Annotated in this window: 20 protein-coding genes and 1 pseudogene; 13 read left to right on the forward strand and 8 right to left on the reverse strand. The window is 67.1% G+C overall.

Features of this window, described 5'->3' with window-relative positions; genetic code table 11:
* Window positions 1–19: 19 nt before the first annotated feature.
* Window positions 20–220 carry a CsbD family protein gene (locus tag LZC94_26215; protein WXB11353.1) on the reverse strand — a complete coding sequence of 67 codons (201 nt, stop codon included), beginning with the start codon at window positions 218–220 and terminating at the stop codon, window positions 20–22.
* A gap of 485 nt (window positions 221–705) precedes the next feature.
* Here LZC94_26215 and LZC94_26220 point away from each other — a divergent pair, with 485 nt between their 5' ends.
* Complete coding sequence (locus LZC94_26220) at window positions 706–1,089, forward strand: RNA-binding protein (GenBank protein WXB11354.1); 384 nt, start codon at window positions 706–708, stop codon at window positions 1,087–1,089.
* Complete coding sequence (locus tag LZC94_26225) at window positions 1,086–1,469, forward strand: hypothetical protein (GenBank protein ID WXB11355.1); 384 nt, start codon at window positions 1,086–1,088, stop codon at window positions 1,467–1,469. Before LZC94_26220 ends, LZC94_26225 begins: the two co-directional genes overlap by 4 nt.
* Window positions 1,470–1,629: 160 nt before the next feature.
* Here the strand turns inward: LZC94_26225 and LZC94_26230 are convergent, their stop codons facing one another.
* From LZC94_26230 to LZC94_26250, 5 genes are all read right to left on the reverse strand, one after another.
* The gene (locus LZC94_26230) at window positions 1,630–2,046 is read right to left on the reverse strand and encodes a hypothetical protein (protein ID WXB11356.1); all 417 of its coding nucleotides are present in this window, start codon (window positions 2,044–2,046) and stop codon (window positions 1,630–1,632) included.
* Window positions 2,047–2,052: 6 nt separating this feature from the next.
* The gene (locus LZC94_26235; GenBank protein ID WXB11357.1) at window positions 2,053–2,337 is read right to left on the reverse strand and encodes a PTS sugar transporter subunit IIB; all 285 of its coding nucleotides are present in this window, start codon (window positions 2,335–2,337) and stop codon (window positions 2,053–2,055) included.
* 62 nt (window positions 2,338–2,399) lie between these two features.
* Window positions 2,400–4,289 carry an HPr family phosphocarrier protein gene (locus tag LZC94_26240; GenBank protein WXB11358.1) on the reverse strand — a complete coding sequence of 630 codons (1,890 nt, stop codon included), beginning with the start codon at window positions 4,287–4,289 and terminating at the stop codon, window positions 2,400–2,402.
* Window positions 4,286–5,689: a hypothetical protein gene (locus LZC94_26245; GenBank protein WXB11359.1), complete on the reverse strand. Its 1,404-nt coding sequence runs from the start codon at window positions 5,687–5,689 to the stop codon at window positions 4,286–4,288. The genes LZC94_26240 and LZC94_26245 overlap by 4 nt, the downstream gene beginning before the upstream one ends.
* Window positions 5,690–5,694: 5 nt before the next feature.
* The gene (locus LZC94_26250; GenBank protein WXB11360.1) at window positions 5,695–6,147 is read right to left on the reverse strand and encodes a PTS sugar transporter subunit IIA; all 453 of its coding nucleotides are present in this window, start codon (window positions 6,145–6,147) and stop codon (window positions 5,695–5,697) included.
* Window positions 6,148–6,707: 560 nt separating this feature from the next.
* On the opposite strand from LZC94_26250, the gene LZC94_26255 reads away from it, so the two are divergent.
* Genes LZC94_26255 through LZC94_26265 form a run of 3 tightly spaced genes read left to right on the forward strand, consistent with a single transcriptional unit; the run spans window position 6,708 to window position 10,617 of the window.
* On the forward strand, window positions 6,708–8,270 hold the full coding sequence (locus LZC94_26255; GenBank protein WXB11361.1) for a serine/threonine protein kinase: 1,563 nt from the start codon (window positions 6,708–6,710) through the stop codon (window positions 8,268–8,270).
* Window positions 8,260–9,204 carry a hypothetical protein gene (locus LZC94_26260; protein ID WXB11362.1) on the forward strand — a complete coding sequence of 315 codons (945 nt, stop codon included), beginning with the start codon at window positions 8,260–8,262 and terminating at the stop codon, window positions 9,202–9,204. Before LZC94_26255 ends, LZC94_26260 begins: the two co-directional genes overlap by 11 nt.
* A gap of 33 nt (window positions 9,205–9,237) precedes the next feature.
* Window positions 9,238–10,617 carry a sigma 54-interacting transcriptional regulator gene (locus LZC94_26265; GenBank protein ID WXB11363.1) on the forward strand — a complete coding sequence of 460 codons (1,380 nt, stop codon included), beginning with the start codon at window positions 9,238–9,240 and terminating at the stop codon, window positions 10,615–10,617.
* Between the two features lie 390 nt (window positions 10,618–11,007).
* Here LZC94_26265 and LZC94_26270 read toward each other — a convergent pair whose 3' ends face one another.
* Window positions 11,008–11,928 carry an endo alpha-1,4 polygalactosaminidase gene (locus tag LZC94_26270; protein WXB11364.1) on the reverse strand — a complete coding sequence of 307 codons (921 nt, stop codon included), beginning with the start codon at window positions 11,926–11,928 and terminating at the stop codon, window positions 11,008–11,010.
* Between the two features lie 180 nt (window positions 11,929–12,108).
* On the opposite strand from LZC94_26270, the gene LZC94_26275 reads away from it, so the two are divergent.
* From LZC94_26275 to LZC94_26295, 5 genes and pseudogenes are all read left to right on the forward strand, one after another.
* Window positions 12,109–13,917, forward strand: a complete 1,809-nt coding sequence (locus tag LZC94_26275) for a M14 family metallopeptidase (protein WXB11365.1) — start codon at window positions 12,109–12,111, stop codon at window positions 13,915–13,917.
* Window positions 13,918–13,965: 48 nt separating this feature from the next.
* On the forward strand, window positions 13,966–15,273 hold the full coding sequence (locus tag LZC94_26280) for a dihydroorotase (protein ID WXB11366.1): 1,308 nt from the start codon (window positions 13,966–13,968) through the stop codon (window positions 15,271–15,273).
* Window positions 15,273–16,403, forward strand: a complete 1,131-nt coding sequence (carA, locus tag LZC94_26285) for a glutamine-hydrolyzing carbamoyl-phosphate synthase small subunit (GenBank protein WXB11367.1) — start codon at window positions 15,273–15,275, stop codon at window positions 16,401–16,403. The genes LZC94_26280 and carA overlap by 1 nt, the downstream gene beginning before the upstream one ends.
* 177 nt (window positions 16,404–16,580) lie before the next feature.
* Window positions 16,581–17,918, forward strand: a pseudogene (rimO, locus tag LZC94_26290) (30S ribosomal protein S12 methylthiotransferase RimO).
* A 263-nt stretch (window positions 17,919–18,181) separates the two neighbouring features.
* A complete protein-coding gene (locus tag LZC94_26295; GenBank protein ID WXB11368.1) occupies window positions 18,182–18,790 on the forward strand; it encodes a TetR/AcrR family transcriptional regulator in 609 nt (202 codons plus the stop codon).
* 288 nt (window positions 18,791–19,078) lie between these two features.
* Here LZC94_26295 and LZC94_26300 read toward each other — a convergent pair whose 3' ends face one another.
* Complete coding sequence (locus tag LZC94_26300; protein WXB11369.1) at window positions 19,079–19,453, reverse strand: hypothetical protein; 375 nt, start codon at window positions 19,451–19,453, stop codon at window positions 19,079–19,081.
* Window positions 19,454–19,667: 214 nt separating this feature from the next.
* On the opposite strand from LZC94_26300, the gene LZC94_26305 reads away from it, so the two are divergent.
* Genes LZC94_26305 through LZC94_26315 form a run of 3 tightly spaced genes read left to right on the forward strand, consistent with a single transcriptional unit; the run spans window position 19,668 to window position 25,853 of the window.
* Complete coding sequence (locus tag LZC94_26305) at window positions 19,668–22,394, forward strand: hypothetical protein (protein ID WXB11370.1); 2,727 nt, start codon at window positions 19,668–19,670, stop codon at window positions 22,392–22,394.
* A complete protein-coding gene (locus LZC94_26310; protein ID WXB11371.1) occupies window positions 22,375–25,698 on the forward strand; it encodes a protein kinase in 3,324 nt (1,107 codons plus the stop codon). The genes LZC94_26305 and LZC94_26310 overlap by 20 nt, the downstream gene beginning before the upstream one ends.
* Before the next feature lie 8 nt (window positions 25,699–25,706).
* The gene (locus LZC94_26315) at window positions 25,707–25,853 is read left to right on the forward strand and encodes a type II secretion system GspH family protein (protein ID WXB11372.1); all 147 of its coding nucleotides are present in this window, start codon (window positions 25,707–25,709) and stop codon (window positions 25,851–25,853) included.
* Window positions 25,854–25,862 lie beyond the last annotated feature (9 nt).

Consider the following 25,862-nt stretch of genomic DNA (forward strand, 5'->3'; position numbering starts at 1 on the left):
CCGCCTCCGGGCCTACGCGTCACGCCTGTCCCGCGAGCCAGACCTCCAGCTCCTTCTCGGCCGCCTTGCGCTCCAGACCGTACAGCTCCTGCAGCTTGCCGACGAGACGCTCGCTCTGCCCTTCGATGGTCGCGATATCGTCGTCCGTGAGCCTGCCCCACTTCTCGCGCAAGCCACCTTTGAGGACGTGCCATTTGCCTTCGAGTTGATCGATATTCATCGTCGTTTCCTCCATGGATCAGACGCCGTCCCCCCGTAAGACTCCTGGGCTCCTCTCCTGGGGCCTCACCGAAGCAGGGTGCATGCCCGCCTAACGCTGTGCGGCTCGATTCGGGCACCTAGCTCGGGCCTTGGTGTCGCACTTGCACGATCTTGCGCGATATCGGCTCCTCAAGCGGGCCCCATTGGCCAGAAAAACGTTGTTTTGCGCTGCCGATCGTACCGAGTGGAAAGTGGTTCGCGAGGGTGCTAGCGTACGGCTCCTCACGTTACGTTTCCGGCACCACGACGATGCTCTCTCCTTCCGGGATCGGCTGGCTCTTGACTCTGGTTACGACACCGTGGGAACGCGCGGAGACTGTTTCTCCGGGCGCGCCCTCCGCTCCGATCTGCACGGCTCGTCAGACGGGTGGCTCCGTTCCCGCATCAGTGTTTAAGGTGTTTCGGGGCGGGATTTTCTAGAGCCGTGACGGATCGAGACGCGAGATGAGCAATCGACTTTATGTGGGCAACCTTTCCTTTCATGCCACGACCGAATCGGTGCGGGAGGTATTCACCGAGAGCGGGACGGTGACCGACGTCCATATCGTCACCGACCGTGAAACCGGTCGGTCGCGCGGCTTCGCATTCGTGACCATGGGCTCGCGCGAGGAAGCGCAGCGAGCAATCGCCAATGTTAACGGGGCCCTGGTGGACGGGCGCCCCCTGCGCGTCAACGAGGCGGAGGAGCGCGCTCCTCGCGGCGGCGGTGGCGGCGGCTTCGGCGGCGGCGGTGGTGGTGGTGGGGGCGGTGGTCGTCGCGGTGGCGGCGGCTACGGTGGCGGCGGCGGTGGCCGTCGCGGCGGTGGCGGTGGCGGTGACCGCTGGTGATGCAACGCCGCGGGACCGAAGCGTCCCAGCGCTACGAGGCCCGACGCCAGCGTGAGGACGAATCACCTCGGCTGCAGGCGGAGGTGCCAGCTCTCGAGAGCCTCAAGCTCGAGATCGAAGAGCGCCGCGGCGATGCTCGAAACCCCGAAACGACATACATCCGGCGCATCGTCGTGCCGAGCGCTCCGGCGCTCTTCGCGTTGATGTGCGGCGAGCGTGATTGCGAGGATGGTGGGCACGACATCACGTACCCCATCATGGCGAGCCTCCGCCGCGGCCAGACGACCTTCGAAGGCGAAGACGTCTGCCACGGCAGCGTGCGCACCACGACCTGTGGTCGTGTTCTGCACTACAAGGCTACCGCAACGTACCGCTCGTAAACCGAAGCAAAGTCCCGAGGGTCCCTCGTTCGCGAGCGGGCCCTCGGTTCTTTGTGATCCCGGCGGGCGCGCCCCGAACGCGTAGGCGCCGCGCGCGTGGGCCAAGGAGCGCGTGGGGTCCCGGCTTGGAGCTCGGGCACCGGTTCCGTGCGGCCCGCGCTCAAAGTCGGAACGTCGCCAAAATCGAGAGAAGCTCGTCGATGTCGGGCAGGCTCGTGAGAAGCCAATAGCGCCCGCGCCACGGGGGCGCCGGGACAATCCGAATCAGAACGCGATCGCGCACGAGGAAACGGCGCACCGAAATCGACTCGATGCCGTGCCGCTCGAATCGGTGTTTTCGTCCGTAGCGCTCAAACGCAATATGCCCGTCGCCGACTTCGACGCGCGTGGGGAAGTGCAAGGTGAGCCATCCCCACAGAAGAACGATTGGAATGGCGATGCGAAGCGCGGCGCCGAGCTCCCCCAAGGCGCCCTCGGGCCGCCACGCGAGGAGCGCTCCGAACACGCCGGCGAGAAGCGCGTCTTGGGCTACGAGCGAGACGCGGTCGCGCGATCGCTCGTAGGCAAAGACACGCATCGTCGCCTAGGCCGCGCCGGCGAGGATCTGTGCAATACGCTCGATGTCCCGATCGACGCCAATGCCGGTCAAAAAGCTCACCGTGCGGACCACGGGCTTTCCCTTCGAGTCACCGACCTCGGTGGTCGACACGACCAGATCGTAAAAAGCGATCTTGCTCTCCACCTCCGAAGCTTTGCACTGCTCGATCCGCACTTCCAAACCGCGCTTGCGCAATAGCTCACCGAGCTTTTGAACGACCACCGTGGAGGTCGCAATCCCCGTCCCACAAGCCACCAAAATTCGCTTCACGCCATCAAGGATCGCCCTTCGCGAGGGGCTCCGCAAGGGCACCTAATTGCTTTATTCTCGCCTCATCCATCCACATCCACGCGCGAACCTTGCAGGGCAAGCTTGATTGGCGTGATTCGAGCCGAGGTGACACTCAGAGCGTCCACCCCGAGCCCTACGAGCATGCGCGCGCCGAGTGCATCGCCCGCGAGCTCCCCGCAAACGGTCACCTTCCGACCACGAGCGTGCGCGCCCTCGACGATGCTTCGAATCACCGCGAGAAGGGATGCGTCGGTGGTTAAAGCGCCACGTGTCCGATCGACACCCAACATACTCGAAGCCAAATCGTTCGTACCAATCGATATAAAGTCCGAGATGCGCGCAATCGAATCGACCTCGCGCGCCGCCGCGAGCGACTCGATCATGGAGCCCACCGCGATATCCGTCTTCAAACTGCGCCGTACACGCTCCACGTCGTCCGCCGAGCGCACCATGGGAACGAGAATACGCACGTCGCTGTCCGGCGCACCGTGCGCGCGGTCGATCGCGCGCAGTTGTGCCCGGAGTACATCGGTGTTGGCGAAGAGGAGCCCGATGCCGCGAAGGTCTGGGTCATCCGGCGGCGCGGGCAACCATGCGAGCGGTTTGTCGCCGCCCGCGTCAAAGAGACGCACCACGCATGGCTTACCGGCAACGCGGCGCGCAAGCTCGCGGTAGACCGCCGCCTGCTCCAATTCACTGGGCGCCTTGTGCGCCGCCGCGAACAGGAGCTCCGTTCGCAAAAGGCCAATGCCATCCGCCACGTCGGGGATGCGCTCATCGCGCGCGCTCACATTGGCGCGAACGATGAACGCCGGCAGCGCCGCGGGTGACGAGGCGGACGCGGAGAGCTCGGCCGCGCGCGCCTGCTCCTCCGCCTCGCGCGTGCGCCAAAGGTCGCGGCGGGCGCGCGCCTTGGCCACGAACTCGGCGCTGGGCGAGACCCAGAAGTGGCACGATTGGACCGTCGACTCGATGACCACCACGTCGTCCTCCGCGATGGCCTCGACCGCGTGCGGCGGCGCGAACACCAGCGGCAAGCCGCGCCCCCGCGCCAGAATGGCGGCGTGCGACGTGTACCCCGCGCCCAGATGATCCGAGGCGACGATGCCGGAGAACGACGGGGGCAACGAGACGAGCAACGACGGCGTGAGCGTGTCGGTCACCAAGATGCGCTCCCCTTGCGCCGACTCCAGCGCCTCGTGCGCCTCCTGCCCCGAGGCCGCCCCGCCGCGCAGCCGCGCGCGCACCCGCCCGAACGCGTCGCGAACGAGATCGGTCCGCTCGGTGCGCACCTCGGTGGCGGCGGCATCGAGCGCGGCCTCCGCGCTCGTCTCGGTGACCGCGTGGCCGAGGGCACCTTGGAGCAGCTCCGTGAGGATGACCAGCTCCGGCTCGAAGAGCTGCGCCTCCCGGGGCGGGAGCGCGCCAATCAGCTTCGCGAGATCGAGCGCCGCCCCCTCGAAGGCGCCGCGCAGGCGCGCGCTCTGCGCCTCCGCGTTCTCCCCGACGGAGATGGGCGCGAAGCCGCGGAGCGACTCGGGGCTCTCCAGATCGGGCGCGCGCATCCACGACGCGCGCCCCACGGCCATCCCCAGCGCGGCGGCCGTTCCGCTCTCCGGGAGCGCATCGGAGACGAAGCCGCCGCGCACCAGCTCGGCGAGCTTCTCGAGCGAGGCGGCGGCGTCCTCGCCGCGCGCGGTCAGCTGCAGGCGGCTACCCCGCCGGGCGCCGAGCCGCAGCACCTCGAGGATCTTCTTGGCGTTGGCGCGGCGGCCTTCGCACACGAGCTCCACATCGGCCGTCTGGCGCGACGCCAGGCGGACCAGCATGCTCGCCGGGCGGGCGTGGAGCGCCTCGAGCAGCTCGAGATCGACCTGGACACACGCGGGCGCGGCACCCCGAGGGTCGTTGCCGTCGCCGGCCGCGCTCACGAAAGGTCCTCGTATTTGTATTGCATGCGCAGCTCGTCGCGCACCCAGTACCACGCGGCAAAGAACGCCATGGCGCCGAGGACCGCCAGCCAAAACCCGGGCGCGCTCGGACAGAACAAATGCAGAACGATCCACGGCACGATATGGCTCCCCAGCGCCACGCCGGACCACTCTTGGTACTGCCCCGCCTCCCCCATCACCTCGGGCCGAAATCCTGCCGCGCGCGCGAGCTCGGTGGTGAGCGGGCCCAGGCTCGTCCCGATCCACAAAATGAAGACCAGGATGACGATGGCGTTGAGCAGACCGCGCACCATATTTCCACGCGATGCGGCCACCCCCCAGAGCACGTAAAAGGGCAGCGCGGCCATGTCCGCGAAGGGCAGCATGCGGTTGCCGGGGAGAAACACCGACAGAAGAATCATGAGCGGCACGCACAAAAGCGCGATGGCCATGTTGGCGGGGTGCCCGATGACCACGGCCGCGTCGAGGCCAATCAAGAGATCGTGCCCGGGGAGGCGCCGCCGCAGATAGTCGCGCGCGCCCTCGGAGACGGGGATGAGCCCCTCCATGAGGATGGCCACCACCTTGGGCAGCACGATGAGCACGGCCGACATGGTCACCGCCAAGGTGAGCACCTCTTTCAGCCACGCGCCGTAGTGTCCTTCGTTCCACATGGGAATGGCGCCCAGCGCGCCGATGAGGGCGCCCAGCACGGCGCCCATCAAAATGGGCTCGCCGATCAGACCGAGCCGTTTGCGGATGGTCTCGGGGCGGATTTCCCACTTGGATAGCCCGGGGATCTTTCGCTCGATGCGCTCGAGGGCATACATGAACGGGGCCCAATTCACGGTTTCGGTGTGCGGGAGCGATATGCCCGGAAGCCCGAAATGATGCTCCACCGCCGGCGCCGTCCAATCGGCGAGCTTGAAGATCACGAAGGCGGTGATGCACGCGCCGAACACGCCCAGGGTGAGCGAGCCGGTGGCCGCGTGGATCAAGGCGCCCGTGTAAATGAAGTGCCAATAGTTCCAGAGGTCCACGTCCACCGTGCGGGTCACGCGGGTGACGACCAAGAGGACGTTGAGCAAGAGCACCGCCGGGATGAGCGCCGCCGCGATGGGCGAGGCAAACGAGACGGCCGCGCCCATGGGCCAGCCCACGTCGAGCACATCGAACTTCAGCCCCAAGACCTTGGCGAAGGCCATCGATTTGGGCCCCACCACCCCGACCAAGAGCCCGACCACCAAACCGATGGCGATGAAGCCCACGCCCACGGTGAGGCCCGCGCGAAAGGAGCGCGCGAAGCCTTGCCCGAGCAAAAGCCCGAAGGTCGTAATGATCAAGGGCATCATCACCGGCGCGCCCAGATCGAGAACGTAGCGAACGATGTCGTTCAGCATGTGCATCACCCCTCCCAGCGCTCCAAGAGCAAGCGCACGAGTCCCCGCTCATCTTGCGCGTCCACCAAGGCCGCACGCAAGCCATCGTCCTGCAGGAGCTCGATCAGGCGCGAAAGAGCGCCCGAAGCCTGATCGCTGGCCTCGAAGGCGGGCACGATCACGATCCGCACATCGAGGACCGACTGCGGGGAGCCCATCTCGCGAAACGCGAGCGGCGACGCGAGGGTCGCCACGGCGATGCTCGACGCGAGCACGTGCTCGGGCTCCACGTGCGGAATCGCGACGGCAAGCGATGCAAAAGGAACACCGGTGGGCGAGCGCCGCTCGCGCGCCACGGTCGCATGTCCAAACGACGCGCGCACCCGACCGTGCTTCACGAGCTTGGCGGCAATTTCCAAGATCGCACGTTCGGCCGTCGTGACATCGAGCTTCGCGAGACACCACGCTTCCGCGATCATCGCGCGAGCGTAACACTCCTACCGAAACTTCGTTCCGAGCCGAGCCAAACTCAAATGCACTCGCCCAAACCCGGAAAGGCATGGCTCTCTTTGCATGTCTTGCCCTGTGGGCAGCGATCGACGGAAGGCTCACAAAGGATGTGACCCGAACAACTCGTTTCGCATTGCGATCGCGTGGACTGTGGATCCGAGATCACGCAACAGACTTTTGCGTTTTGGCTCGCGCCATCGCTCCCGCTGTTGCAATCGCGGGCGCGCTCGCACGAGAGGTAATCGCCTGTCTCGCACTCGTTGGCCAATGTGCACGAGCCAGTTCGGTAGTTCATCTCTGCATATTTACGTGCGCAGCATACGGTGCGCGCGAGCGTGCATGCGCCATCGCCGCACAACAGGCCAGGATTCGCGGCGACGGCCCCGTCCGCCTGCCCGGCAGGGATCCGGCCTTCATCGATGGTCATCAAGCAACCGCCCGCGGCGCCGGCGACCGAGATCACGCCGATCGCTATCCCGAGAATCCACAAGGCCGCGCGCATGTGCCGGAGTTACAGTAGAACGAAGCTGTGGAGGAGCGCACGGAAACGTTTCGGATCGGCGGCGCGCACGAGCGCGCGGCGCAGGTGGCCGGACCGGCTGCACCGGACGAGGCGCGCGGGCGCGTCCCGAACGGCGCCCCGATGGCCGCGGGCCGGAGCGCGACGTTGGGCCCTTACGAGCTTCTCTATCCCTTGGGATCGGGCGGGATGGCGGAGGTGTGGGTCGCCATCCGCCGCGGGGGGTTTGGCTTTCGTCAGGTGTTTGCCGTCAAGACCATCCGGCCCGAGTACGCCAAGGATGCCGCGTTCCGCATGATGTTCTTGAACGAGGCGCGCCTCGCCTCCTACGTGCGCCACACCCATGTCGTGCCCGTGCTCGACCTGGGCGAAGAGGGTGAAACCGTTTACCAGGCGATGCCGTTGGTCGAAGGCGATTCGGTCGCGGCGCTGGTCAAGCGGCTGCGCGGCGCCATGCCCCTGGGGATCGCGCTTCGCATCTGCATCGACGCGGCGCGAGGGCTCCACGCCGCCCACGAGGCCAAGGACGAGGCCGGGCAGCGGCTCGAGCTCGTCCACCGCGACGTTTCGCCGCACAATGTGCTCGTGGGGCTCGACGGCGTCGCCAAGGTGGCGGACTTTGGCATCGCCAAGGCGTTCGGGCTCGCGCACGCCGGTTTGGAGTCGGGATCCATCATCGGCAAGCGCGCCTACTTGGCGCCGGAGCAGCTGGGCGGAAAGTCGGTGGATCGCCGCGCCGATGTGTTCGCGCTGGGGGTGATGCTCTGGGAGCTGATCACGGGCGAGCGGCTCTTCGATCCCGATGCGCGCGGTACACCGCGCCCCGGGTCGGATTTTGCCGATGCGGCGGCGCTCGTGGAGCGAAGCCTCGCGGCCCCCGATGTGCGCGCACGGCGCCCCGAGGTGCCGGAGGCGATCGCCGTCACGGTGGCGCAGGCGCTATGTGTCGAGCCTTCGCGGCGCCATGCGACGGCGGAGTCGTTCGCCGATGCGATGGAGCACGCGGCGCGGCGCGCGGAGCTCGATCTTTCGTCCAAGCAGGTTGGCGGCTTGGTCGAACGGCTGGTGGGCACCGAGCTCGACGCGCGCGGACGCAAGCTGCGCGAGGATGCGACGTTGGTCGAAGGGGCGGAGCGGGCGGGCGCGGGCGATCCGGCGGATGAAGGGACGCATGCGCCCACCACGTCGGGCGTTCCGTCGATGCGCGCGCGGCGCGCGTGGCCGATGGTGGTGTTCGTGTGCGCGCTCGTCGCGTTCACGGGCGCGGCGTTCGTGGCGAAGCGTTGGCGCCCGGCGGCTTCGGTCGCCATGCTTCCCGCGGGGGTGACGGCGTCGGCCGAGCGGGTCGGTGTGGCAACGGGCGCGGCGGCCGTGACAGGTGTAACGACGGCGTCGGGCGTGACGGGCGGAACGGGCGCGGGCGAGGCTGCCGTGTCTGCCGGCGCGGGCGTCGCCGCGTTGCCATCTTCATCGGCGGTGAAGCATGCTTCGCCCTCGCCTGCGGCGCGTCCCTTACCGCGGCGAAAAGCCATGCCGGCTCCGAAATTTTCCGATAATCCTTATGCGCATTAAGACCCACGGCGCCCTCTTCGTTCTAGCCGCGACCTTCCTTGTTGCTTCCGCCCTCCCGACCCCGGCCAACGCCGAGCCCACGGCGCACGAGCGCGCCTCGGCGAGCTTTCAGCAGGCGCGCGCGGCCTTTGCGCGGCGTGAGTTCACGGCCGCCGCCGCCGCCTTCGAGCAGGCCGCCGAGTACGAGCCGCACCCGGTGGCGTGGCTGAACGCGGCCGAAGCATGGGCGCGCGCCGACGATGCCGTGCGCGCCGCGAGCGACTGCGATCATGTGCTCGCCGATCCCAACGCCGCCGCCTCGTACCGCACCGAGGCCGAGAGCCGGCTGAAGACGCTCGGCCAGCGCGTGGCCACCGTGCAGATCCGCGGGCGCTCGGGCACAGTCGCCTCCCTCGACGGCGGCGCCAATTTTTCGCTCCCGGCGCAAAAGCGTATGACGGCCGGCGCCCACACCGTCACCGTCTTCGACGGCTCGGCGCCGCGTCGTTTCGAGGTCCATGTGGGCCTCGGCGAAACGAAGGAGCTCGAGACGGCCCTTCCTTCGTCGCCGTCCACGGCCACCGGCGATCCGCCTGCCGGTGCGGGCGGTACGCCGTCGGCTCTCGCGAAGCCCACGGTGTTGGCTGCGCCGGCAAAATCGTCCAAGCCGCCGCCCACGGCGACATGGATCGCCTTTGGCGTATCCGGCGCGGCCCTCGCCTGTGCGGGCATCTTCGGTCTGCGAACGGCGAGCGCGCGCGACGATTTTTCCAGCTCGCCCACCGACGCGACGCGCGATGCATTCTACCGCGAGCGCCTGGTGACCAACGCGTCGCTCGGCGTTGCCCTGGTGGCGGCCGGAGCCGGTTTGACGATCTGGCTCTTGTCGCCGGCGAAGACGCGCACCAACCTCGGTGGCGCCACGCTGTTCGAAGGTCGCGTAGCATCCTGGTGACTGGTGACACGTGATTGGTGACTTGGTGACGTCATGCCCTCCATGAAATCCGACGGAGAAACCAACGCTCTATCCTCGGCGCACGCATCGGTCCGCGTGCGCGCCGCGTGGCTCGAGGTGGTCTCCGGGCCCGACACGGGGCGAAGGGCACGGGTGGATCGCCCGGTGTTCGTGGTCGGCAAGGGCGAAGGCTGCGATTTGCGCCTCACGGACGGCACGGTGTCGCGCGAGCACCTTCGCCTTGCGCTCTCGCCCATCGGCATCGTGGTCACCGACGGCGGCAGCAAAAATGGAACGCTGTGCGGCGCGCTGCGCATCGAGCGCATCACGTTGGTCGCCGACGCCACCTTGATCCTGGGGGCCACCACCCTGGCCGTGCGCCTCGACACGGGCGAGACCGAGCTCGAGGTGAGCGCGCGCGAGCAGTTCGGCGGCGCCTTCGGCGTATCGCCCGCCATGCGCAACGTCTTTGCGCTGCTCGAGCGCGCGGCGCCGTCGGACGCGCCCGTTCTCATCGAGGGGGAGAGCGGCGTCGGCAAGGAGGTGCTGGTGCGCGCGGTTCACTCCGAGTCGCGCCGGCGCGAGGGGCCGTTCGTGGCCATCGACTGCGGCGCCATCCCCGCGTCGCTCATCGAGAGCGAGCTGTTCGGCCACGAGCGCGGCGCCTTCACGGGCGCCGATCGCGCGCGCGATGGGGTGTTTCAACAAGCGCACGGCGGCACGCTCTTCCTCGACGAAATTGGCGAGCTGCCGGTGGATCTGCAACCGAAGCTGCTTCGCGCATTGGAGACGGGCGAGGTGCGACCGGTGGGAGGTCGCCCGCACTCGGTCGATGTGCGCGTGCTGGCCGCCACCAACCGCCGCCTTGGCGAGGCCGTTCACCGCGGCGAGTTTCGCATCGATTTGTTCTACCGCCTGGCGGTGCTGCGCGTGGTCGTTCCCCCGCTGCGAGATCGACGCGAGGACATCGTCCCCTTGGCTCTCTCGTTCCTCCGCCGCACCACGCGCGATCCGAAGAGCGAGCTACCCCCCGATTTCGCGGCCCTCCTCTCGTCCTACGCGTGGCCCGGCAATGTCCGCGAGCTCCGCAACGTCATCGACCGCTATGCCCTCTTCGGCGCCGCGAACCCCAAACAACTCTTCGACACCCAAGCGGGCCCCATCGCGCGCATCGGCGGCGCGAGCTCCACGTCGACCGCTGCTCTCGACGCGGAGCTCTTCGATTCCCCTTTCCACGAAGCCAAGCAAGAGCTCCTCGAGCGCTTCGAGCGGGCCTACCTCACCCACGCCCTCGCCGCCACCGGCGGCATCGTCACCAAAGCCGTAGAACGCACCGGCATCGCCCGCCCCACCATCTACCGCATGATGAACCGCCTCGGCATGGGCAAAACGAGCGACGACGATACCACCTAGCCGTCGCTCGACCTCGAACACCTGCTCCCCAATCAAGGAGCATTGCGAAATCCGCTCACGAAGACCGCACACCGCTCCACGAGCAACAGCATTGCGAAACCCGCTCACGAGCCCGCGCCACTCACGAGCAACAGCATTGCGAAATTCGCTCACGAAGACCGCACACCGCTCCACGAGCAACGAGCATCGCGAAATCCGCTCACGAGCCCGCGCCACTTTACGTGCAACAGCATGCGAAATCCGCTCACGAAGACCGCACCGCGCATCGCGAAATCCGCTCACGAAGATCGCACACCGCTCCACGAGCAACGAGCATCGCAAAATCCGCTCACAAAAATCGCACACCGCTCCACGAGCAACGAATAGGCCGCGAAGCGGCCATCCCCCCAATCACCACGTGTCGCGGTTGTCGGGCACGCAGGGCTTGTACAAGTACTTCCTGTTTTTCGGCCCCGTCACTTGGAGATCGCGCTGGGACGAGTTGATGTGCCACGCGTTGGCGCTCGCGCAGTTCGGGGCCTTCTTGTACTCGACGTTGAATACGGTTTTGTTCTTTTTGACGAAGGAGTCCTTGAACAGCTTGCACTCGTTGAACTCCCAGCACTGCTCGGTCAGCGCCCAATCGAAATACGGCTCGAGGATGTCGGCCTCCGTGTTGTTGCCCTTGAGGCCGATCGAGAGATTCAGGGAGTGCGCGAGATCGGAGAGCGCCTTGTGGAACGCGGTATTCTGCTCTTTGGTGATGGGGAAGCCGGAGTCGTTGCTCCACACCTCGGTTTCGTCGGGCTCGATCGCGTCGAAGCCCTTGTTCTTGCACCAGTTGATGATGCGATCTTTCATGATCGGCATGATGATGTCGAGCTGGCGGATATCGAGCCAGTAGCTCCCTTCCCATCCTACGTCGGGCTTTCCGATGACGGACTTCGGAAATCGGCCGGCGTCCGATCGGTAATCTTCCCACACGCCCGCGTCGAAATAGCAAATGGCTTTGTTGTTGGGGCTCGCGGCTTTCAGCTTGGCCACCGTCGCGGCGGGGGTCAGCTCCCCATCGATGTCGTAGACCGATACGTTGGGAAGCACGTCGCGTGGGTGCGTGAACGTGTCCGAGAGTTGCCAATGCCAATGAATCGGCTTGTCGCTCGTCGGCTTCCACCAGCTGCCCGGAGCCGCCGGGGTGCCGCCGCGCACGGAGTCCTCGGAGTTTTCGGAGCCGGCGCTCGCCGCGCCGCTGTCGGAACACGCAAGAAAGACGAGCATCGGAGCAGCCGAGAGAAGAGTCGCGCAGCGTCGGGTCAACGTCGAAAAGGTCATGTAGCCTCCTGCGAGACCCCTAAGCACGATTGGGGCCGCACAAAGAACGGCCATAAATCGCCGTATTTCGTCGCGCGCAGGACCTCGGGTGTCTCACGCGTGAGAAAGCGCATCTCGAAGCGTAGACACCTCGCAGCGACGAGACACTTCGCGCCAAGGCCGTGGGATAGTCTCGCCGCCATGGAAATTTCCGACGCGCTTTCCTTGCTCGACTCGCTCCACCTCGGCTTTCGCCAGCGCTACCTCGACTACGAGACCTTGACCGCGCAAGCGCGCGCGTGGGCCGAGCGCTTTCCCGACTTGGTGCGCCTTCGCTCCATCGGCAAGAGCCTCGAGGGGCGCGATCTATGGCTCCTCACCATCGGGCCCGATCCGGATCGCGTGCGGCCGTCGGTGTGGGTCGATGGAAATATGCACGCCGGGGAGCTCTGTGGATCGAGCGCCGCCCTCGCCATCGCCGAGGACGTGATCCGGCTGCACCTCGCCTCCGCGTCCTCTCCCGAGTCGCACGCGCGCGACGGCGCACCGAACCTCCCGCCGCGGGTTCGGGCGTCTGCCGCCAAGGTGCTCTTTCACGTATTGCCGCGCATGTGCCCCGATGGCGCCGAGGCCGTGCTCCACGAGGGACGGTGGGTTCGCTCCAACCCGCGCGATCGCCGCCACGAGCGGCACCAAGTTCCGCGATGGGTCGCGCGCGATGTCGACGGCGATGGCCTTTCGCTGGCCATGCGCAAACGCGACCCGGGCGGTGAGTTCGTCGAGTCGGCGGAGATCCCCGGGTTGATGCTCCCGCGCACCTTCGAGGACGAGGGCCCTTTCTACAAGCTCTACCCCGAGGGCGTCATCGAGCCCTTCGACGGCGTCACCATCCCGGTCCCGAATTACCTCTCCGACAATGACACCGATCTCAATCGCAACTTCCCCTGGTCGTGGGCGCCAGAGCACGAGCAGTTCGGCGCGGGCGCGTTTGCGGCCAGCGAGCCCGAGTCGCGCGCGGTGGTCGAATTCGTCGGCGAGCACCCCGAGATTTTCGCCTGGCTCAACCTGCACACCTTCGGCGGGGTGTTCATTCGCCCGCTCGGCGACGCGCCGGACAAAAAGATGAACCCCGACGATCTCGCCCTCTTTCGCGCGATTGGCGCGTTCAGCGAGTCCATCACCGGCTACCCCATGGTCTCGGGCTTCGAAGAGTTCCTGTACTCCCCCGACACCCCCATCCGCGGCGATCTCTCCGCGTTCGCGTACCACCAGCGCGGCACCATCGGCTACGTGTGCGAGCTCTGGGATCTGTTTGCTCAAGCTGGCCTCGAGCGCAAAAAGCCCTTCATTGCCAATTACGATTCGCTGTCGCGCGATGATTTGTTGAAGGTCGCGCGCTGGGATCGCGATCACAACCAATCGCGGGTCACCCGGCCATGGCGGACCTTCCAGCACCCGCAGCTGGGCGAGGTGGAGGTCGGCGGACGCGATGCGCGCGTGGGCATCCAGAACCCGCCGTTCGAGCGGATCGCCGAGGTGTGCGCGAAGCAATCGGCCGCGTTCCTTCGGGTGGCCGCCCTCGCGCCCGACATCGTGCTCTCGACTCCCACCGTCACCGCCCTCGGCGAAGATCTGTTCCGCGTCGAGGTCACGGTCGAAAACCACGGGTACCTGCCCAGCTATGTCCTGAGCTCGGCCAAATCGCTCCCCTGGAACCAGCCGCTCCTTGCCGAGGTGGTCACGGAGGGCGCGGCCGCGCTCGTCTCACCCACCGAAGCGCGGTGCGACGTCGGCCACCTGGCCGGTTGGGGACATGGGCAGGACGCCGCCTACCTGCTGCTCCAGCACAGTCACAACGGCTCCTCGAGCCGGAAGCTCACATGGGTCGTCTCCCGCGCGACGGCGAACGCGAGCTCGCCGGCCGCCGTGGGTGCCGGGCTCGTAACGATTCGCGTTCGCGGGGCGCGGACCGGTCTCATCGAGCGAAGAATCGAGCTACCGGGCCGATAGCTCGTGCTATGACGGCGCCGACCCGAGACCGCCCACAAAGGACCCACGTTGGATCGCCTCATCGTTTTCCGTCATGTGCGCGCGATTGACCCGTCTTCGGCACTCGATGCCGTGATCGATGTGGTGATCGAGAAGGATCGCATCGTTCGCTTGGGCCCCGATGCGGGCGCCGAGGCGGCCAAGGCCGAGTGGGCGCAGGTGATCACGGCGCCTGGCGCGTGGCTTCTGCCCGGCCTCGTCGACCTGCACGCCCACCTGCGCGAGCCGGGCCAGGAGTACAAGGAGGACATCCGCAGCGGTCTCGCCGCCGCGGCCGCGGGGGGCTTTACCGACATCTGCGCGATGCCGAACACCCTCCCGGTGAACGACAGCCGCATGGTCACCGAGGCCATGCTCGCGCGCGCGCACGAGGTCGGCGGCACCCGCCTGCACCCCATCGGCGCCATCACCGTCGGGCAGCGCGGCGAATCGCTCACCGAGATGGGGGATCTGCGCGAGGCCGGCGCGGTGGCCGTGTCCGACGACGGGCGGTGCGTCACGAACAGCGCGGTCATGCGCCGGGCGCTCGAATACGCCAGCGTGTTCGATCTCCCCGTCATCCAGCACGCCGAAGATCACGCCCTCACCGAAGGGGCGCAGATGCACGAGGGCTCCGTCTCCACGCGGCTCGGGCTTCGCGGCTGGCCGCGGGTCGCCGAGGACATCATCGTCTCGCGCGATCTGCTCCTTGCAGAGTACACGGGTGCCCGCTACCACGTGGCCCACGCGTCCACCGAAGGGACCGTACGCCTCTTGCGCGAGGCCAAGTCGCGCGGCTTGCGGGTCACCGCCGAGGTCACCCCGCATCACCTTTTGCTCACCCACGAAGCGGTGGGCCTCTACGACACGGCGTGCAAGGTCAACCCGCCGCTGCGCGAACAGCGCGATATCGAGGCGCTCCGCCAAGGGCTCGCCGATGGAACCATCGACGCGGTCGCCACCGACCATGCGCCGCACGCCACCATCGACAAGGGATGCGAGTGGAGCGAGGCCAAGCCGGGGATGATCGGGCTCGAGCTCTGTCTTCCGCTGTTGCTGGGGTTGGTCGCGGAGGGCGCGCTTCCCCTCGCCCGCCTGGTCACCTCGCTCACCCAGGCGCCGGCGGGCATCGCGCGGCTGCCGGACAAGCGCATTCGCGAGGGCGCGCGCGCCGACCTCGTCCTCATCGATCCGGAAGAACGCTGGACGATCGACGCTTCGTGCCTACGCTCCAAGTCGCACAACACCCCCTTCCTGGGAAGAACCGTCAAAGGGCGCGTAAAAATGACCATGGTCGCTGGAAACGTCGTATTCGAATCGACCCCGAGGAGCTCGTAATGGACGCCGAGCGCGCATACATCGCCCTTGCCGACGGAACCGTCTTCCCCGGCCGCCCCTTCGGAGCCCGCGAGCTCGCCACCGGCGAAGCGGTCTTCACCACTACGATGACCGGCTACCAAGAGGTGCTCACCGATCCCTCGTACTCGGGGCAAATCGTGGTGATGACCGCGTCGGAGATCGGCAACGTCGGGGTGAACGCCGACGACGCCGAGTCGGTGGACGGCCGGGTGCACGTCGCCGGCTTCGTGGTGCGCGATCTGAGCCCCATCGCCTCCAACTGGCGCTCCGAGGAGTCGCTCGACGCCTACCTGGCGCGCCACGGCAAGGCCGGCATCACGGGCGTGGATACGCGCAAGCTCACCCGCCACCTGCGCGACCACGGCTCGCAGAACGCCGCCATCGGCACCGAGGCGCCCGAGGTGCTCATCCGCCGCGCACGCGAGGCCCCCGATATGAACGGCCTCGACCTGGTCGAGGTGGTGACCCCGCGCGAGCCCTACTCGTGGACCGAGGGCCGCGGCGGCTGGAACGTCCCGCCGCCCGAGGGCGGGGCGGCCAAGGCGAAGGACATCAAGCACCACGTGGTGGCTATCGACTACGGCATCAAGAAGAACATCCTGCGCTGCCTGGTCGATGCCGGTTGCCGGGTGACCGCGGTCCCGGCGCGCACCAAGGCCTCCGAGATCCTGGCGCTGAAGCCCGACGGCATCTTCCTCTCCAACGGCCCCGGCGATCCCGCCGCCGTCGGCTACGCGGTCGCCACCGTGCGCGAGCTCGCGGGCAAGCTCCCCATCTTCGGCATCTGCCTGGGGCACCAGCTGCTCGGCCTCGCCCTCGGCGGCAAGACGTACAAGCTCAAGTTCGGCCACCGCGGCGCGAACCAGCCCGTGAAAGACCTCACCACGGGCCGCATCGAGATCACCACGCAAAACCACGGCTTCTGCGTCGATCTCGACTCGCTCCCCTCCCGCGCGCAGCGCACGCACATTCACCTCAACGACGGCACCAGCGAGGGCCTCGCCGTCCCCGAGCTGCGCGCCTTCAGCGTGCAATACCACCCCGAGGCCGCCGCCGGCCCGCACGACTCCATGTACCTGTTCGACCGCTTCACGCAGTCGATGGGGTGACGCCCGCGCGCGTCCACGACCCGCGCGCGCGGATCGACGACCCGGCCGCGCGCCAAATCCGACCCGAGCTCGCGCATTTCACCCGGTGAACCGGGCGAGACGGCCCGGATTTGGCCGCAATTTGCAACAACGGCGTGCGGCCGCGCAGCCTGCGTGCTACGAGGATGCCCCCCGCAAATGGAAACACCGAGAAAAAGCGTCTACTTCGTCAGCCTGGGTTGCCCGAAGAACCGGGTGGACAGCGAGGTCATGGTCGGCGTCGCGCGCTCCTCGGGGTACGAGATCGTGGCCGAGGCGGACGAGGCCGAGACCATCGTCATCAACACCTGCGGCTTCATCGGCGAGGCGAAGAAGGAGTCGATCGACACGATCTTGGAGCTGTCGGAGCTGAAGAAGCACGGCAGCTTGGAGCGCCTGGTGGTCACCGGCTGCCTCTCGCAGCGCTACCCCACCGAGCTCGCGAGCCAGATGCCGGAGGTCGACCACTTTTTGGGCTCCAGCGACATGCTCAAGCTGGGCGACGTGCTGCGCGGCGGCGCCGAGCGCATGCTCGTCGGCCACCCGGCGGATTGGGTGGTGAGCGCCAAGGATCCCCGCGTCCTCACCGGCAACCGCGTGCACGCGTACGTGAAGATCGCCGAGGGCTGCAACCGCGTTTGCTCGTTCTGCACCATCCCCGAGTTCCGCGGCAAACAGCGCTCGCGCCCGGCCGACGACATCGTGCGCGAGGCCGAGCAGCTCGCGGCCCAAGGCGTGGTCGAGCTCAATTTGATCTCGCAGGACACCATCGCCTATGGCCGCGATCTCGCCAAGTCCGAGCGCGGCTCGCTCGCGTCCCTGGTGGAGCGCGTGGCCGAGGTGGAAGGCATCCGCTGGGTGCGGCTCTTTTACCTCTACCCCGAGACCATCGACGACGCGCTCATCGAGCTCTTGGCCAACCACCCGCGGGTGGTGCCCTATGTCGACATGCCGCTGCAGCACGCGTCCGACGCCATGTTGAAGCGCATGAAGCGCGGCCATGGCATCGACCGCCAGCGCAAGGTCGTCGAGCGGATGCGCAAGGAGATCCCCGGGCTCACCTTCCGCACCGCGTTCATCGTGGGGCACCCCGGCGAGACCGACGACGAGTTTCAAGAGCTGTGCGACTTCGTCAGCTGGGCGCGGTTCGAGCACGTGGGCGTCTTTCGGTACTCCGACGAGGAGAGCTGCAAGAGCTTCGGCTTCGACGACAAGGTGAGCGCCAAGGTGGCGTCGGCCCGCTACCGCAAGCTGATGGCCCTCCAGCGCCGCATCGCGCGCGCCGCCAACCGCACGCGCATCGGGCAAGAGCTCGACATTTTGGTCGAAGGGCCAAGTGAGGAGCACGAGTTCGTCATGGCGGGTCGCCACGCGGGCCAAGCCCCCGAGATCGACGGCCAGGTGTACCTCTCGGGCGCCGAGGTGCTCCCCGGCCAGATCCGCAGGGTCCGCATCTCCCAAGCCAGCGACTACGATCTGGTGGGCGACGTGATCGACGAAGCCGCCTTCGAGGCGATGCCGCAACCCAAGAAGAAGAAGCGGGTCGCGCTCAAGATGCTCGAGCAAGCCCCCGCCCCCCTCGCGTCGCCCACCACCGAGTGGCGCTAACGCCCAAACGCATTGGCCGCGTGCATCGCGCGCAGCGTAATGCATCGCGTCAATAAAAGAAAAAGGCGCCGGGCGCAGGAAGCGCTGTGCGCCGTTGCGTCTTTGCGGCCATCATAACGGAATCGGCCCTATATAATTGCCGGTCGGCCAGAATGACTGCACGCGCCAGCTACAAGAAGAGCGAAGTAAGTCGTCGCTCCGTCGTCGAGGCGGCGGTTCGCGCCCTTGCCAATCAAGGCTTTGCGCACACCAGCGTCAGCGACATTGCTCACTCCGCGGGCATGAGCAAAGGCGTGGTGCACTACCACTTTGCCAACAAAGACGATCTCATTGCGCGCGTGCTCGAGCACTGTTCGATGGTCGTCGCCACCCGCACCCGCGAAGCGTGGGAGCTCGGCGGAACACCGACGGAGCGCATTCGCCGCGCCCTGCGCGAAGCGTGGCAAATGCGGCGCGAAGGCATCCCCGAGATCCGCGTGATCATGGATCTGATGGCGCAAGCCGTTCACGAGCCGCACCTGCGCGGGGCGGTGCGCTCGATGATGCACGCCATCCGCAATCAGATCATTCAGGACCTCATCGGGAGCCTCGAAACGCTCGGGCTCCGTCCGAAGGTTTCGCCCTGTGTCATTACACGTATGCTGATGGCGGCTTTGGACGGGTTGTGCTTACAACAGCTGTTCGACCCCTCGGAACCGGAAGAAGAAGAAGAGCTTTTGCGCGCCGTCGAAGTGGTCGCGTTCTCTCTTTTTCAGCTGTGACAGCTGCCAAGTAGCCGAAAGGTCTCAACTTTCGTCAGCGTCGTCAATTCATGACGCATGGCGTTGTGGGATCTTGACATTTTGGTCGTTTGGCCAAAAGATACTGGTCGGCCAGTTTTATTTGGTCAACCCGGCAGGTGGCACATGTTTGATTACCTCTTTACCATGATGGGTCCGGTAGGCAGCTCGGCCGCGCTGGCGGTCGTTCTTCTCACCGTGAGCGGTGTCGTCGGCCTCGCCAAGTGCGCGGGCACACGGCGGCTCGTGGGCCCGCGGATCTAACCTCCGCTACCTCGTAGGTACGCGGAAGGTCGTCTGGGCCGAGCGCATCGAGCCGTACTCTTGCGTCACGTCGAGGACGTCGCCCGGGGAGGCGTAAACGACCTGCTCCCAGGTGCCCTCGGCGTTGGCCAAGGTGGCGGCCGCGCGCTTGTTCAACGGCAAGGTCTGGTTGTTGTTCAGAATGACGACCACGGCATTGGGCTCGACCCCATGCTCGGAGCGGAGCGCATACTGCCCTTCGCCGGCGGGCGCGATCGAGGGAATGGCCGGGGGCGGCAGCGGCAAGGTGGGGCTCGCGCACGCGGCCACCAGCAGCACCACGAGCGCCGAAAACAGGACGTGCAGGACGTGCAGCAGCCGACGCCTTCCTAGCCTGGCCATGGCGTAAACTTGGTAGCACATTTTGCGCCGAGGCGGCTTCTCGTCTTTGCTCGGAAAAAGTCCAGCAATCGTACGTATCGCGCAGGGCTACGCCAACCGAGTTGGCCAAGGTGCCAATGCACGAGACGGAGCGCCTTCACCCGAGCTAATAGCTAGGAGGCTACGAAGGCCGCGAGGCGACGAGCTAGACGAGATAGAGAAGCTGCGAGAGCTGATGTCCACTTTGCGCGAACGCCTGCGTCCCTTTGGGCGCTCCCTCCGACCCCTACCGTACGGCCTTGGACTGGCCCTGCTCGTCGCCGCATCGTCCGGGGAGGCCATCGACCCGCGGGCGCCCAATCGCTCGGCGGCGCTGGCCGAGGTCCTCTCGGCGCGCGGTCTTCTCTGCGAGGAGGCGGACATCACGTGGGTCTCGGGCCCGCGCGGCGTGCAAGGCGCCATGTTCGGCGGCGCGCGGGCGCTGGTTCGCGCGCACACGGCCCACGAGCCCAGCGATCTTTATCTGGTCGCGGCGCGGCTCTCGCCCGAAGGGGTGCTGCTCGCGGCCGGGAGCGCGTGGAACCTCACGCACTCGATGGGCGTCGATGAAGCGCGCCCGGTGCTCGCGTCCAACGCGGCCAGCGCGGGCGCCGCTCCTGCCGACGGCGAGACGAGCACCTTGGTGGCCACCACCACGTCGCTCGACGGGATCGTCCAAGACGTGCACCTCATCGATCTCGCGGGGCAATCGCCTGCACTCTACACGGATTTTACAGCGGTGCAGCGCGCGCAGACGGCGGTCACCAACCTGCAGCAAACCGGGCAGACGTCGGGCGTCGTTCATCAGGTGTTCGAGCTCGATCCGCCTGCGAGCCGGGTGGAGCTCGGCTGGGAGCCGGCCAGCACGGGCGCGAAGCTCACCGTCGTCGCCGACAACCGGCGCGTCGTCATCGACGTGCAGCGGCCCGCGGCGTTGGTGGTCGAAGGCGGCGGCTGGGTGCGCGCACGAACGGCGGTGAAGGCGCCGCCGGGCCGTCTCTTGACGTGGGCGGTGGATCGCGTGCGGGCCATACCGTGGTTCGGCGAGGAGAAGATGCAGGTCGTCAAGGCGCTGGCCTTCACGGCGCTCGATTGGGTGATGCGTGTACGCGCACGCATTTCGCCCGACTCCACCGAGCAAGAGGTCGCGCAGGATCTGGCGGGCATCAACCGCGGCTCGCCGCAGATCGTGATCACGGATCCGGAGCTCGGCTGGCCGCCGGCCGCCATCAAGCCGATCCTCTCGCCGCCGCTGCCGGGCGAAGGGCAGTGGATCTCGCTCGACAAAGATCCATTCATCCGGCAGACGCCGGGGCTCCCCTCCCCCTTCGTCACGTCGTTCGTGCGCGCCGACAAATCGCGGCACGAGACGCGCGTGTATGTCACCCTCTGGGATCCGCGGCAGATTGCGCTTCATATGCAAGCGGGCACCGTGGAGCCCGTGAGCGCCACCGGCGAGGCGGGTCCGGGCGAGATCCCGCGAACGCCCGAGGTGTTCAATCACCTGGTGGCCGGCTTCAACGGTGGCTTTCAAGCCATGCACGGCGAGTACGGCATGCAAGCCGACGGCGTGCTCTATCTCCCGCCCAAGCCTTACGCGGCCAGCGTGCTGGAGATGAAAGATGGCTCCACCACCTTTGGCGCGTGGCCGGCCGCGGCCGAGGTCCCCGACGACGTGCTCTCGTTCCGGCAGAACCTCACGGCCCTGGTGCAGGACGATCGCTTCAACCCGTGGGGCCGCACCTGGTGGGGCGGCACGCCCAAAGGCTGGGCGGACGAGGTGCACACCACGCGCAGCGGTCTATGCATCACCAAGGAGAACTTCGTCGGCTACTTCTGGGGAAACGATATCTCCGCCGATGTCCTCGCCAATGCCATGCTGGCCGGCCGCTGCGCCTTCGGGCTGCACCTCGATATGAATACGGGGCACGCGGGCTTCGAGTTCTTCAATGCGCAGCCGAAGGGCGAGCTGCTGCCCCTGGGCCGTCCGCTGCAGCAGGATTGGGAGTTCGAAGGCTCGCTCAAGTCGATGCCCGACTTCCGGGTGCGCGCGCGGCGCATGGTCAAAGGGATGGGGCATATGAATTTCCCCCGCTACATCCACCGCGACGAGCGCGATTTCTTCTATTTGACGCGGCGCCCCCTGCTGCCCGGCCGCGACATTCCACCCGCCGCCGCGGGCGATGCATCGGCCGGCGAAGGGGTATGGCGCGTCAAAGGGCTTCCCCAGCACGGATTTCCCTATGCCATGGCCGCCACATGGCGAAAGCCCATTCCAAACCGCCCCGATGTGAAGGTGCGGGTGCTGCGCATCGATCCCAGGACGGTGCGCGCGGCGGCGAGCGCGGGGACCACGGAGGCCACCCCCACCGTCGTCTCGTTCTCGGGCGGCGCGCGCGCAAAGCCGGGGGAGCTCGCCATTTGGTTGACGCAAGGTGAGTCGGGCGACGCGGCGCTCTTTTTGGCCGGCCCCGCCCCGGCGAGCGACGCACCGCGTGTTTGGATCCTTGCCGCTGGCGAAGCGTCATCGGCGCCGTCGGCCAAAGGTGCGCGGGCCTTTGCTGGAATCGATGACGAAGAGGGCATGCTGGTGTGGATCGAGCTTGATCCGGCTTCGCCCGCGGATGCCGAAACGACGGCGGCCATCGACGCGCTTTTGGGCCAAATGGGCTGCGGGACCCGCTTGGCCGTTCATGGCGACGCGCATGCGTTTCCCGGCGGACACCTCGATGTCGCGGGCGAACCGGCGACCCCGGCCAGCACGACCGTGCGCCTCGTGCGCGGCGAGACCCCGGGGGCGCACCTGCAATTCGCGTCCACCCCCATCGTACGGCCGTCGGTATGGCAGCCACTTCAAAGTCAGCGGGTACGCTATTTCAATAAGAAGTCAAAGAGCGTTCCCGATGGCGGCGCCCCGAGGTAAAAAGGAGGCGTTGAATTTCCCGCGCCCATTCGGCCCGTACACCTTGCTTGCCCGCGTCAATTCCGGCGGGATGGCCGAGGTATTCCGCGCGCGCCAAAATGAACACGGATATTTCGTCGCGCTGAAAAAGATCCTCCCGGATATCGCGGAAGACGAGCAATTCATTTCGATGTTCGAGGACGAAGCGCGCATCGTCTCGCGCCTGGAGCACCCGCACATCGCGCGCATGCTCGACTTCGGGCGGGTGGACGAGAGCTATTACATCGCCTTCGAGTACGTGCACGGCAAGGATCTGCGGGCGGTGTTCGAGCGCTCCATCCAGAAGCGCACGCCGATCCCCCTCCCCTTCGTGCTCTATGCCTTCACCCGCATCGGCGAGGGATTGAGCTACGCGCACGCGCGCCGCGATGAAAAGGGGCTGCCCGTATCGATCGTTCATCGCGATATCAGCCCGCAGAACATCGTCGTTTCGTCCGACGGGGACATCAAGCTCATCGACTTCGGCATCGCCAAGGCCAAGGGCAAGGCCTCGCAGACGGCGGTCGGCTCCATCAAAGGGAGCTTCGGGTACATGAGCCCCGAGCAAGTGAGCGGCGCCGCGGTGGACGCGCAGACCGATGTCTTCGCCATGGGCATTTGCCTCTGGGAGCTGCTCACGCAACGGCGGCTGTTCGACGGCGACAACGAGTTCGTCATCCTTCAAAAAATCCGCGGCGCCGCGCAGCTGGTGGCGCCCCCATCGCGCTATCGCGCGGACATTCCCCCCGCGCTCGATCGGGTGGTGCTGCGCGCGCTGGCCACGGATCTTGCCCTGCGGTATCGCTCGGCGAAGGAGCTCTACCGAGAGCTGCACGCGGTCGCCATTGCCACGGGAGCTCTGGCGTCTCGGGTGGAGATGGCCACCTACATGCTGCAGCTCTTTCCGGAATTGAGCGCAGCGCCGCAAGCGAGCGAAAGTGGACGGCCCTCGGGCACCTCGCGTACCTCCGGCGCCTTGAGCACCTCGCGCATCTCCAGCACCTCCAGCATGTCGCGCCGGGCGAGCAAAAACGACAGGAACACGTCGGACGGCGAACGCATCGGATGGCAAGATGCGCCGGCACGCGACGAGCCAGCGCGCAACCCGTTGGCACGCGACCGCCGGTTCGACGCCGGCCAGGTAAGCGGTAACATGTCCGCCAGGGCCGAGCAGTCGCCAGCCCTGCAGGAGAGCACGACGATGTCCGAGGACGACGGAGGCAACCAGCTGCGGCGCGAGCCGCACGAGCTGGAGGCGCGGCGAAAGGAGGAGCGCGAGGCCGAGAAAAAGGAGATGGGGGAGCAGGACGAGGACGAAGCCGACACCATCAACGGACCGTTGCCCCTCAAGCCCCCTCCGCCCGAAAAGCCTCCGCTGCCGGCGAAGCCCCGTACGGCGATGCTGCGCGACAAGCTGCGCGCGAGCCATCCGCCGCCGGTTGCGAACCCCGTTGCCGTGACCAGCGGAGCACCGCGTCCGCCCGATCCGCCTCCGGCGCCGCCGCGTCCCAACCCTCATGCCACGATGCAGTCGCTCGGTGGCGGTGGCAGGCCTGTGCGCCAGCAGACCATCCCCGGGGTGCATGCCCCACCGATTCCCGGTGACATATCGTCATCGGATCTCACCCCGGTGGCCGTTCCCTTTTCGGCGGCGACACCGGTCACCTACCCGGCTGCTGCGTATGCCGCGCAGGCTTACCCCAGCCAGCACGCGCTCCAGGCGGTTCCCGGGCCGAGCGCCAAGCCGTTGCCGGTCGATTGGGACGATGAGCACGAGGCCAGCAATGTGCTCGATCACGATGACGGTCCGCGTCCGCGTCCGCGCCTCGGGGCACCTCCGCCGCCCGAGCCCCCGCCGGTCCAGGCGCCGATCAGCCTTGGCGGCGCACCGCCCATCAGCGGATACCGCCCGCAGCAAGCCTCCATCGAGCCATTTCCGCCGAGCAGCGGTCCCAAGCCCGTCGCGGCGACATCGGGGTACCTCACGCAACCTTCGCGCCGCTATGGATCGGCGCCGCCGGCTTCATCGCGGCAGCCCGCCGCGCTGGCGATCCCCATGTCCGTGCCCATCGTGCCGCCGGCCACCGCGAACCATGGCGCCTCGCACCTGCCGTCGCATGCGCCGGCCGCGGCCCTGCCGCAGCCGAATCGAAACGAAGCGACGGCGCTGGTGCGTCCTCCGCCGGGTCGGTGGGGGCTCATCGTGGGGCTCGGGCTCGCGCTCGTCATCGTGATGGCCATGGCGCTGCTCATCGTCTTCTTCCCGCGCGCGGGAAAGGTGGCGATCCGGGTGACCGACGCCAAAGGCGCGAACTACGACCGGGTCGAGATCTTCGTGGACGGCCGCAAGCACTGCGACACCTCGCCATGCCTCGTGGAGGGGGTGAGCACCGGAGCGCACCTCGTCAAAGCGATCGCGGAGGGCGGCGCGGTGAGCGAGCGTTCCATCCTCGCCGAGGCGCGCAAGCAAACGCCGGTGGACATCGCGTTTGCCAATGTGGCGCGCGCGGTCACGGGGCTCAAGCTGGCGGCGAGCCAGCCCGGCATGAAGCTCTATGTGGATGGCCGCGAGATCGGGCTGCTCCCGCAGGAGGTCAAGGAGCTCGTGCCGGGCGATCACAAGGTCCGCATCGTGGGCAGTGAGCGCTACGAGCCGCTCGAGCGCACGGTGACGGTGACCAAGGACGAGATGCACGATCTCGGGACGCTGTCGCTCAAGGTGCTGCGCGGAAAGGTGACCATCACCTTGGGCACGCCGGGGGCGAAGGTCTACCTGGTCTCGGGCCTCGATCGGCGCGATCTTCCGACCTTTCCCATTTCGGTCGACATCGATGCGTCCAACACCACCAAGGCGTGGGTGCTGGAGGCGTCGCGCGCGGGGTTCTCCGAGTACAAGCAGCCCATCTCGTTCGCCGATGGGAAAGCCGAAAAGTCGTACCACATCTTGCTCGAGCCCAAGTCGGTCGCGGCTCCTGCTGCGCCTGCCCCGCGTCCGGCGGCCCCTGCCTCTGTCCCTACCTCCGTCCCCGTGTTGGGCGGGAGCAAGGCGGAGGCGCCGGTCGCCGAGCCCGCGGGCGAAGCTTTCTTGAACATCAATTCGATCCCGGCGTCTTCCGTGGTGCTCGATGGAAAGCCCATCGGGAGCACGCCCAAGGTTCGCTACTCCGTTCCACCGGGAAACCATACGGTGGTCTTCGTCAACACCGAACAGGGCCTCCGAAAATCCGTGCAGGTGACCGTGGCATCGGGCGACACCAAGCCGGTGATTGGGAAGCTTCGGGAATAGAGCTCAACATGCGCCGCGTTCTTCGCAATGGCTTCACATTGGTCAAGATGCTGGTGGTCGTCGCCATGGTCGGGCTGCTCGCCGGTCTGGCGCTTTATGGAGTCCGCGCGTCGCGTCGAACGTTCCCGGACATGCCTGGCTCGCATTCGCGCTAGCGAAACTCA

The sequence above is a fragment of the Sorangiineae bacterium MSr11954 genome, from assembly GCA_037157815.1.
In the GTDB taxonomy this organism is placed as follows: domain Bacteria; phylum Myxococcota_A; class Polyangia; order Polyangiales; family Polyangiaceae; genus Pendulispora; species Pendulispora albinea.

Bases quoted from the DNA above. Each gene is read 5' to 3' on its own strand.
- LZC94_26215 (WXB11353.1), bottom strand. From the start codon at position 220: ATGAATATCGATCAACTCGAAGGCAAATGGCACGTCCTCAAAGGTGGC.
- LZC94_26220 (WXB11354.1), top strand. From the start codon at position 706: ATGAGCAATCGACTTTATGTGGGCAACCTTTCCTTTCATGCCACGACC.
- LZC94_26230 (WXB11356.1), bottom strand. From the start codon at position 2,046: ATGCGTGTCTTTGCCTACGAGCGATCGCGCGACCGCGTCTCGCTCGTA.
- LZC94_26245 (WXB11359.1), bottom strand. From the start codon at position 5,689: ATGCTGAACGACATCGTTCGCTACGTTCTCGATCTGGGCGCGCCGGTG.
- LZC94_26250 (WXB11360.1), bottom strand. From the start codon at position 6,147: ATGATCGCGGAAGCGTGGTGTCTCGCGAAGCTCGATGTCACGACGGCC.
- LZC94_26260 (WXB11362.1), top strand. From the start codon at position 8,260: ATGCGCATTAAGACCCACGGCGCCCTCTTCGTTCTAGCCGCGACCTTC.
- LZC94_26265 (WXB11363.1), top strand. From the start codon at position 9,238: ATGCCCTCCATGAAATCCGACGGAGAAACCAACGCTCTATCCTCGGCG.
- LZC94_26270 (WXB11364.1), bottom strand. From the start codon at position 11,928: ATGACCTTTTCGACGTTGACCCGACGCTGCGCGACTCTTCTCTCGGCT.
- LZC94_26275 (WXB11365.1), top strand. From the start codon at position 12,109: ATGGAAATTTCCGACGCGCTTTCCTTGCTCGACTCGCTCCACCTCGGC.
- carA (WXB11367.1), top strand. From the start codon at position 15,273: ATGGACGCCGAGCGCGCATACATCGCCCTTGCCGACGGAACCGTCTTC.
- LZC94_26295 (WXB11368.1), top strand. From the start codon at position 18,182: ATGACTGCACGCGCCAGCTACAAGAAGAGCGAAGTAAGTCGTCGCTCC.
- LZC94_26300 (WXB11369.1), bottom strand. From the start codon at position 19,453: ATGGCCAGGCTAGGAAGGCGTCGGCTGCTGCACGTCCTGCACGTCCTG.
- LZC94_26305 (WXB11370.1), top strand. From the start codon at position 19,668: ATGTCCACTTTGCGCGAACGCCTGCGTCCCTTTGGGCGCTCCCTCCGA.
- LZC94_26310 (WXB11371.1), top strand. From the start codon at position 22,375: ATGGCGGCGCCCCGAGGTAAAAAGGAGGCGTTGAATTTCCCGCGCCCA.
- LZC94_26315 (WXB11372.1), top strand. From the start codon at position 25,707: ATGCGCCGCGTTCTTCGCAATGGCTTCACATTGGTCAAGATGCTGGTG.